The organism is Nocardioides sp., from assembly GCF_025964975.1.
Taxonomy (GTDB): Bacteria; Actinomycetota; Actinomycetes; order Propionibacteriales; family Nocardioidaceae; genus Nocardioides.
This window is the reverse complement of record NZ_JAOPXV010000104.1, coordinates 23,273-31,993: the sequence shown is the minus strand read 5'-3', so window position 1 is coordinate 31,993 and position 8,721 is coordinate 23,273. Positions and strand designations below refer to the sequence as shown.

The following is an 8,721-nucleotide window of genomic DNA, read 5'->3' as shown; positions in this document are numbered from 1 at the left end:
CACCGCGCAGATGGACTCGACCCCGAGCTTGCGTCCGGCGACGACGTCGTCGCGGTTCGCGTCGACGAACGCCACTACTTCTTGTGTTGGCGGTCGAGCTCCGCCCCGAAGAAACTGGCGGCCCTCTTCAGGATCTCGTTGGCTCTCTTGAGCTCGCGATTCTCCTGCTCGAGCTCCTTCATCCTTGCCGCGTCGCTCGTACGCGCCCCCGGCACGTGACCCTCGTCGATGTCGGCCTGGCGCACCCAGGACCGCAGCGACTCGGTGCCGTACCCGAGCTGGGTTGCGACGCGTTGCACCGTGCCGTGCTCTGTTCCGAGCTCGGCTCGAAGCGTCCTGACCATCCGCACCGCAGCGGCCTTCTCATCCGGGCTGTAGCGACGCGTCGTCGGCCTCCCCGGGGTCGTGTCCTTCGGCATGAGTCCATCCTCGTTTCCAAACGATGAAGACTCCAACCAACCCAGGGCGATTCACAGCTGACCACCTGAGTCGGTCGGGAGGTCCACTCATTGCAAGCCCGAGATGGGCTTCCCGGCCCGGGGCTCAGCACCATCCCAGACACGGGGCGTTGGGATTTTCTCGAATCCCGCTTGGGAACAGGGTGACTGGCCCCTGGCGTTTGCGCAGGTCAGGATAGTTTCGCTAACACCTCACCATCCATCCATCCGAAGGACGCTCAGCCGTCCCGAGTCTCGAAGAGCAGGCCCCCGGCCTGGACGCGGGCGAGGAGGTTCTCGCCCATCGCCTGGGCGGTCGTGACCTGCCCGGCGGTCTGCGGGTTGTCGTCGAAGGCCAGGCACAACGCGGACTCGGCCAGCATCATGGACGTCTCCGTGTAGCCCGGGTCCCCTCCGCTGACGCGGGTCCGCACGGTCGTGCCGCCACCCTCACCGATGAAGTCGACGGTGAACCATGACTTGTCGCGCTTCGCCGCGTCCGGGCCGTCGCCGGCGGCGACCTTGCCCAGCAGGAAGTTGCGCACGGGCTTGACCTGCGCAGCCGCGGCGATCATGGTGATTAGGGCGGCACCACCTGCGGCGTACCGGAGGGTCTCCGTGCCGGCGTAGTGCGAGTAGCGGAAGGCGGGGCCGTACGACTCGAGCGTGGCTCCGCTCCTCGCCACGATGATGGGATCGATCGTCGGCAGCGGGAGCAGCCAGTAGCCCAGGACGGGGTCGCGGTGCGGCTTCCCCGAGACAGCCCGGGACGAGCGACCGCCGGCCGGCTTGCCCTCAGCGCGACGACGAGCGGCGTACGCGGACTTCATCTGCCGGGCGCGGGAGAACTGGCCCAGCGCCGAGTGGATCGTGCCGCCCGACGCCATCCCGCCGGACCGCACGACCCCGCGGAGCGTGATGGGCACGTCGCTCGGCAGCTGGTTGACCGTGTAGAGCGCACCGAGGTCGTGCGGGACGGAGTCGAAACCGCAGGCGTGCACGAGTCGCGCTCCCGTGCGTACGGCGGTCTCGTGGTGCTGGAGATACATCTGGTCGACGAACTCCGGCTCGCCGGTGAGGTCGACGTAGTCGGTGCCGGCCTCGGCGCAGGCGCCGACCAGCGCTGCGCCGTACTGCAGATAGGGGCCGACCGTCGTGATCACGACCTTGGTGCGCCTCGCGACGTCGGACAGGGACGCGGGATCGCCGGCGTCAGCCTGGACCAGCTCGAGGTCAGGCAGACCGAGGCTGTCCCGCACCGCCTCGAGCTTGCCCTGGTTGCGGCCGGCCAGCGCCCAGCGCAGACCCGGCGGCGCGTTCCGCGAGAGGTAGTCGGCGGTGAGCTGCCCGGTGAAACCGGTGGCGCCCAGCAGGACGATGTCGAAGTCGCGGTCAGCCATGCCGGCCATCCTCACAGCTCGGGAACCGCCCGGCGAGGGGTGTCGTCCCATGGAGGTGAGAATCCGCAGTGTCATCATCTCCGCCACCACGGTGGCCCTCGCCGTCTCAGCAGGGATGGGGGTGGGCTTCGCTCTCGGCCGCGACGACGGCAACGGGTTCGCGATACCCCCGGACCCCTCCCCCGGCGCCTTCGAGCTGGCCAATGCGTCGCTGACGCTCGCCGATGACTGCGACTCGCTGCTCGAGTCGTACGTCGACCGCGGACTCGACATCGTCTCGGCCTACGGGTGGGGCGGCGGCGAGATCATCATGTTCTCCGACCAGGGCGGCCCACTCGCGGACGCCGCGGGCAGCGCCGAGCGTTCGACGGCGTCGGCCACGGTCCCCACCACGGTTCGCTCGGAGAACAACGAGACCGGGACGAACGTCCAGGAGACCGGGGTCGACGAGCCCGACGTCGTCAAGGTCGCGGGTAGCACGCTCTTCCGGATCCAGGACAACGTCCTGACCACCTACGACGTCGCCGGCGAGAAGCCCGAGCAGCTCTCGTCCCTCCAGCTGCCCGACCTGATGAACGGCGAGATCCTCGTGTCCGGAGACCGGGTCGTCGTCCTGGGCGACCTCGGCCGCGTCTACGACCTGACGGGCGGCCGCGTCGTCGTCCTCGACGTCAGCCAGCCCGGGACACCGCAGGTCGTCGAGCAGTTCGACTACACCGCCACCATCAGCGCCGCGCGGCTGCACGGCGACGTCGTCCGCATCGTCCTGGACAACGGCTTGCCGGACCTCGACTTCCAGCCGCCCTACGGCAAGCACCCCGAGAAGGACGCCGAGGAGCACAACCAGGAGCTGGTGCGCCAGACCACCCTGGCCGACTGGCTGCCGACGACCGACGGCGAGGTCGTGGTCGACTGCGCCGACGTCGCGCTGCCGACGATGGACACCGACCTGGGCACCACGACCGTCGTCACCTTCGAGGTCTCCGTCGTCGAGCCGGTGAGCACCGCCGTGGCCACCCCGGCCCTCACGTCGTACTTCTCGCCCGACCGCTTCTACCTCGCTGCCGGCGCGTCGCCGTCCGGCTGGTGGGGCACCATCCGCCCACTGATCGACTGCATCGGCAGCTGCTCCCCGAGCGGCTACGACGGCAGCACCGAGCTCTTCGCCTTCGCTCTCGACGGCACGGACACGACGTACGTCGCCTCGGGCACCGTGGAAGGGCAGATCCGGGACCGCTGGTCCATGGACTACTCGGGCGACACCCTCCGGGTGGCCCTCGGCGCGACCAACGAGACCGGCAACTTCAACTCGGTCGTCACGATGCAGGAGAAGGGCGCGACCCTCACCGAGGTCGGGCGCGTCGACAAGCTCGGCGTCAACGAGGAGATCAAGTCGGTGCGGTGGTTCGACACCCTGGCCATCGTGGTGACCTTCCGGCAGACCGATCCCCTCTACGCGATCGACCTCACCGACGCCAGCGCGCCGCGGCTGATGGGCGAGCTGAAGATCCCGGGGTTCAGCGAGTACCTCCACCCGCTCGGAGAGATGCGACTGATCGGCGTGGGGCAGGACGCCGGCAACACCGGCATGACCCGAGGAGCCCAGGCCGCCCTCTTCGACGTCACCGACCTCACGGAGCCTCGTCAGCTCGACGTCGTGAAGTACCCCAAGAACTCGATGGCCGGAGCGGGTCTCGACCCGCGGCAGTTCACCTGGCTGCCCGACGAGCGGACGGCCCTCACCGTCGTGTCGCAGGGCTGGCGCGGGCGCACCGGCTGGGTCTCGGTGCTCTCCCTCGACGGGGGCGCGATGTCCAACCGCATGGTCGAGGTGGAGTACGGCGACGGGATCGACCAGGTCCGGCTGGTGCCGCTGGCGGACGGGCGGGTCGTGCTCGTCACCGGCGACGGTGTGTCGTTCTTCGACCTCGCTGCGGCCTGAAGCAGAACCCTCCTTGGGGGTCTGTCCGGAGTGGCCGAACCGTGGTCGACTGCGAAGCATGTTGAAGTCTCGAGACACAGTCAGCCTGCCCGAGTCCATCGCTCGGCGCATCGAGGACACCAAGGCCCTCGACGTGATCGCGGACAAGGTCAGGGCCAGTGCCCATGACAAGCTCGTCAAACCTCCCGGGATCGACGCGTTCTTCAACGGAGACTGGCTCGGCCACCGCGTTCACCCGATCTCGGCCCAGGCGCCCATCGGCGCGTGGTCGATGGCCGTCCTGCTCGACCTGACCGGGTCGCAGAAGCACGCAGCGGCGGTGGACACCCTGCTCCTCACCGGCTGCCTGGCGGCACTGCCGACGGCGATCGGCGGCGCCCACGACCTCGCCACCACGTCGGGGCGCCAGACCCGGGTGGCCGTGGTCCACGCACTCGTGATGGACGTGGTGCTGGGTCTGTTCACCGCGGCCTGGCTCAAGCGCCGCCGCGGGGACAAGAAGGCCGCCCGACGACTCGCACTGGGCGGTGCGGCACTGCTCGGTGGGGGTGCCTACCTGGGCGGACACATGGTCTACCGCCTCGGCGTGGGCGTCGACGAGCCCTGAGCAGCACTGATCCACTCCCGCACTCGGGAGTCCCGGATTACGCTGGCGGCATGTGCCGCAACATCCGTCCCCTCAACAACTTCGAGCCGCCGGCGACGCCTGACGAAGTGACGGCTGCAGCGCTGCAGTACGTCCGCAAGGTCGCCGGCACCACCAAGCCGTCGCAGGCCAACGAGGCAGCCTTCCACCAGGCGGTGCGCGAGATCGCGCACCTCACCCAGCACCTCCTCGAGGACCTCGTGACGACGGCTCCTCCCAAGGACCGTGACGTCGAGGCCGCGAAGGCGCGAGCCCGCGCGGAGCTGCGCTACGGCACGTGACGACGACCCAGACCGCCGGCGCGACAGAGGTCCTCGACTTCCTGGCCGGACGTGACCTCGTCGTCCTCACCGGCGCCGGGGTGTCGACCGACTCCGGGATCCCCGACTACCGCGGCCCGGGTGCGCCGGTGCGCCGCCCGATGACCTTTCAGGAGTTCCTCGCCGCTCCGGAGGCGCAGCAGCGCTACTGGGCGCGCAGCCACCTCGGCTGGGCCCGGATGGGGTCGGCCACGCCCAACGACGGCCACCGGGCGCTCGCCCGCCTGGACCCCGCCCTGCTCATCACCCAGAACGTCGACGGGCTCCACGAGGCTGCCGGCTCGCGTCGGGTCGTCGCGCTCCACGGCCGGGTCGCCGACGTCGTGTGTCTGGCGTGTCGGCGTACGACCTCGCGCGCGGCGTTGCAGACCCGGCTCGACGAGCTCAACACCGACTGGATGGCCCGGCACGGTGAGGCCGCCATGCGACCGGACGGGGACGTCGACCTGGACGCGACGGCGGACTTCGTGGTGGCCCATTGCGAGTGCGGGGGCGTGCTGAAGCCGGACGTCGTGTTCTTCGGGGAGAACGTCCCGGCCGAGCGCGTCGCACGCTGCTACGACGCGGTGGACGCCCTCGGCACCGAGGGCGCACTGCTCGTCGCCGGTTCGTCACTCACGGTGATGAGCGGGTTGCGCTTCGTCAAGCGCGCGGCCAAGGCCGGAACGCCGGTCGCGATCATCAACCGCGGGGTGACCCGGGGCGACGAGCACGCGACCTACAAGCTGGACGTCGGGACCACCGAGTTCCTGGTCGACCTCGATCAGAGCCGGCGCACGAAGATGTGATCCGCCGCGTCCGCAAAGACCTCCGCGGTCTCGCCGCCCGAGCCGATCAGGATCCCCTCGGCGGTCGCGGCCACGGTGATCGTCTTGTCCGGCAGTGCCCCGACGCGACGCAGAGCGGCCATCAGCTCGCCGTCCTTCTGCATCTCCTCCGAGATGCGGCGGACATGCACGCGCGACTCCTCCGGCCCGGCAACGGCGGACAACGGCTCCACGCCCTCCATGAACCCCTCGCCCAGCTCGATCTCGCCGAGCTCGTCGAGGCCGGGGATGGGGTTGCCGTACGGCGACTCGGTGGGGTGTCCCAGCAGCTCGACCAGGCGGCGTTCGACCGTCTCTGACATCACGTGCTCCCACCGGCAGGCCTCCGCGTGGACCAGCTCCCAGTCGAGGCCGATGACGTCGGTCAGCAGCCTCTCCGCGAGCCGGTGCTTGCGCATGACCCGGGTGGCGAGCCGCAGCCCCTCGTCGGTCAGCTGGAGGTGACGATCACCTTCGACGGTCACGAGGCCGTCGCGCTCCATCCGCGCCACCGTCTGCGAGACCGTCGGCCCGCTCTGGTGCAGCCGCTCGGCGATCCGCGCCCGCAGCGGGACGATGTCCTCCTCGACGAGCTCGTAGATCGTGCGGAGGTACATCTCGGTGGTGTCGATCAGGTCGCTCACGCGGCCATTGTTACCCATGGTCCGGGCTACACCGGCGTCCGCACACTGGCATGCGCCCGGCGGGTGGGGCACAGTGGCGAAGCGTGACCCAGATCCCTGACCAGCTCCTCGTGCCGCGACGCTTCCGCGGGCCGCCGGACTCCGGCAACGGCGGCTGGACCGCAGGTGCCCTGGCCACCCACCTGAGGCACGCGTCCCCGGGCAACCGGGTCGAGGGCTGGCCGGCGGTGGAGGTGTCCCTGCGACGACCACCCCCGCTCGACACCGTGCTGCAGGTGGTCGAGGACGAGGGCACCACCACGGCCACGGAGTCCGACGGAGCCGGGGTCGCGACCGCCCGGCGGGTCGGGGTCGCGCTGACCGACCTCGAGCCGGTGCCGGTCGACCAGGCGCGCACAGCCGAAGCGGCGTACCCCGGACACACCTTCCACCCCTTCCCCACCTGCTTCGCGTGCGGCACGGCCCGCGAGGAGGGCGACGGGCTTCGGATCTTCCCCGGCCCGGTCGGCCGCGGCGGTGTCGCGGCCACGTGGCGGCCCCACCCGAGCTTGTCGGAGGACTGGCACACGTATGTCGACGCGTCGACGCGAGCTTCGGTCGCTGCGACTTGGGCTGCCCTCGACTGCGTCGGCGGGTGGGCCGGCGGTCTCACCGAGCGGCTGATGGTGCTCGGGCGGATGACGACCCGGATCACCACCTTGCCGGTGATCGGCGAGGAGCACGTCGTGGTCGGCGCGCGCCGTGGCGCCGAGGGGCGCAAGACGTTCACCGCCGCCAGCCTCCACGACTCCCGTGGACATCTCGTCGCGAGCGCAGAGCACGTCTGGATCGCGGTGGACCCCGCCACCTTCGGCGGCGTCTCACCCCGCTGAGGACCGCTTCCTTGACACCTCCGGGACGGTTGGGAAAGGTTGCGTCACATGGTCGATGTGAACGTTCCAATTCCTGATCGGCGCTGGTGGCGCGACGCCGTCATCTATCAGGTCTACGTCCGCTCCTTCGCCGACTCCGACGGCGACGGCGTGGGAGACCTGGCGGGCATCACCGCGCGACTGCCGCACCTCGACGCCCTGGGGGTCGACGCGCTGTGGATCACGCCCTTCTACCCCTCCCCGCAGCACGACCACGGCTACGACGTGGCCGACTACTGCGACGTGGACCCGCTGTTCGGCGACCTCGCCGCCGCAGATGCCCTGATCGCCCGCGCCCACGACCTCGGACTGCGGGTGATCGTCGACCTGGTGCCCAACCACTCGTCGTCCGAGCACCCGTGGTTCCAGGCGGCCCTCGCGGCGGAGCCGGGCTCAGCCGAGCGCGATCGCTATCTCTTCCGCACGGGCCGGGACGGCGGCGAGGCGCCGCCCAACAACTGGGAGTCGGTCTTCGGCGGTCCGGCGTGGACCCGGATCGAGGGCAGTGACCAGTGGTACCTCCACCTCTTCGACTCCAGCCAGCCCGACTTCGACTGGCGCAACCCCGAGGTGGGCGACCTCTTCGAGGGCATCCTCCGCTTCTGGCTCGACCGTGGCGTGGACGGCTTCCGAGTGGACGTGGCGCACGGGCTCTTCAAGGAGAAGTCGCTGCGAGACCAGGAGGTCGATCACGAGCAGCCCACCAGCGACGCGATCGAGATGGTCCAGCGGCACGTCACCGACGAGCCCATGTGGGACCAGCCCGAGGTGCACGACGTCTACCGCCGCTGGGCCAAGATCCTGGACGAGTACGGCGACGACCGGATGGCCGTGGCCGAGGCCTGGACCCAGACCGCGGAGTCCCTCGCGCGGTTCATCCGACCCGGGGAGCTCGACCAGGCCTTCAACTTCGCCTGGCTGCTGGCCGACTGGTCGGCCACGGCTTTCGCCGAGATCATCACCGACACCCTGGAGGCGGCTGCCTCGGTCGACGCCGCTCCGACCTGGGTGCTCTCCAACCACGACGTCACCAGGCACACGACCCGCTACGGCGGCGGGGCGGTCGGCCTGGCGCGCGCGAAGGCCGCGACGCTGACGATGCTGGCGCTGCCCGGCGCCTCCTACATCTACGCCGGCGAGGAGCTCGGCCTCGACGAGGTCGACGTGCCGCCCGAGGCGCGTCAGGACCCGACGTGGCACCGCGGCGGGGGCAAGTTCCGCGACGGCTGCCGGGTGCCCCTGCCGTGGGACGGCACCGAACCGCCGTACGCCTTCGGGCCCGGCGACGGACAGCCCTGGCTCCCCCAACCCCTCGACTGGGAGGAGCTCACCGTGGCGGCCCAGGAGGGCCGGGCGGGCTCGACGCTCGAGTTCTATCGCGCAGCCCTGGCCGCTCGCCGGTCGCTGCTCGCCGGTCGCGGAGGTGACGTGGAGATGCTGTCGCCACCTGACCTGGGCGAAGGCGTCCTCGCCTTCGTCCGCGGTGACCTCACGGTCGTCCTCAACGCCGGCCCCACCTCCGTCCCGCTCCCTGCGGGCCAGGTCGTGATGGCGAGCGGTCCGGTCTCGAGCGAGCTCCCGCCCGACACTGCCGTCTGGCTCGCCCAGCCCTGAG

General features: G+C 70.5%; 8 protein-coding genes and 1 pseudogene. 6 read left to right on the top strand and 3 right to left on the bottom strand.

Going from position 1 to position 8,721, the window contains the following annotated elements; translation table 11 throughout:
* Positions 1-419, bottom strand: a pseudogene (locus JWN68_RS07660) (transposase); the annotation flags it as partial.
* 257 nt (positions 420-676) lie between these two features.
* On the bottom strand, positions 677-1,837 hold the full coding sequence (locus JWN68_RS07655; protein ID WP_297737069.1) for a saccharopine dehydrogenase NADP-binding domain-containing protein: 1,161 nt from the start codon (positions 1,835-1,837) through the stop codon (positions 677-679).
* Positions 1,838-1,886: 49 nt separating this feature from the next.
* On the opposite strand from JWN68_RS07655, the gene JWN68_RS07650 reads away from it, so the two are divergent.
* From JWN68_RS07650 to JWN68_RS07635, 4 genes are read left to right on the top strand one after another with little or no spacing between them, the layout of a single operon-like run.
* Complete coding sequence (locus JWN68_RS07650; protein WP_297737066.1) at positions 1,887-3,779, top strand: beta-propeller domain-containing protein; 1,893 nt, start codon at positions 1,887-1,889, stop codon at positions 3,777-3,779.
* Between the two features lie 58 nt (positions 3,780-3,837).
* Positions 3,838-4,386, top strand: coding sequence for a DUF2231 domain-containing protein (locus tag JWN68_RS07645; protein ID WP_297737064.1), 549 nt, complete (start codon positions 3,838-3,840; stop codon positions 4,384-4,386).
* A 50-nt stretch (positions 4,387-4,436) separates the two neighbouring features.
* Positions 4,437-4,706 carry a DUF2277 domain-containing protein gene (locus JWN68_RS07640; protein ID WP_297737062.1) on the top strand — a complete coding sequence of 90 codons (270 nt, stop codon included), beginning with the start codon at positions 4,437-4,439 and terminating at the stop codon, positions 4,704-4,706.
* Positions 4,703-5,533: a Sir2 family NAD-dependent protein deacetylase gene (locus JWN68_RS07635; RefSeq protein ID WP_297737059.1), complete on the top strand. Its 831-nt coding sequence runs from the start codon at positions 4,703-4,705 to the stop codon at positions 5,531-5,533. The genes JWN68_RS07640 and JWN68_RS07635 overlap by 4 nt, the downstream gene beginning before the upstream one ends.
* Here the strand turns inward: JWN68_RS07635 and JWN68_RS07630 are convergent.
* Positions 5,509-6,195, bottom strand: a complete 687-nt coding sequence (locus JWN68_RS07630; protein WP_297737056.1) for a metal-dependent transcriptional regulator — start codon at positions 6,193-6,195, stop codon at positions 5,509-5,511. The genes JWN68_RS07635 and JWN68_RS07630 overlap by 25 nt on opposite strands.
* An 83-nt stretch (positions 6,196-6,278) precedes the next feature.
* On the opposite strand from JWN68_RS07630, the gene JWN68_RS07625 reads away from it, so the two are divergent.
* The gene (locus JWN68_RS07625) at positions 6,279-7,067 is read left to right on the top strand and encodes a hypothetical protein (protein ID WP_297737053.1); all 789 of its coding nucleotides are present in this window, start codon (positions 6,279-6,281) and stop codon (positions 7,065-7,067) included.
* Positions 7,068-7,115: 48 nt separating this feature from the next.
* The gene (locus JWN68_RS07620) at positions 7,116-8,720 is read left to right on the top strand and encodes a glycoside hydrolase family 13 protein (protein ID WP_297737050.1); all 1,605 of its coding nucleotides are present in this window, start codon (positions 7,116-7,118) and stop codon (positions 8,718-8,720) included.
* Position 8,721 lies beyond the last annotated feature (1 nt).

What these genes read in the sequence shown, in the direction of transcription:
- JWN68_RS07655 (WP_297737069.1), bottom strand. Translation starts at nt 1,837, where the DNA reads ATGGCTGACCGCGACTTCGACATCGTCCTGCTGGGCGCCACCGGTTTC.
- JWN68_RS07650 (WP_297737066.1), top strand. Translation starts at nt 1,887, where the DNA reads ATGGAGGTGAGAATCCGCAGTGTCATCATCTCCGCCACCACGGTGGCC.
- JWN68_RS07645 (WP_297737064.1), top strand. Translation starts at nt 3,838, where the DNA reads ATGTTGAAGTCTCGAGACACAGTCAGCCTGCCCGAGTCCATCGCTCGG.
- JWN68_RS07640 (WP_297737062.1), top strand. Translation starts at nt 4,437, where the DNA reads ATGTGCCGCAACATCCGTCCCCTCAACAACTTCGAGCCGCCGGCGACG.
- JWN68_RS07620 (WP_297737050.1), top strand. Translation starts at nt 7,116, where the DNA reads ATGGTCGATGTGAACGTTCCAATTCCTGATCGGCGCTGGTGGCGCGAC.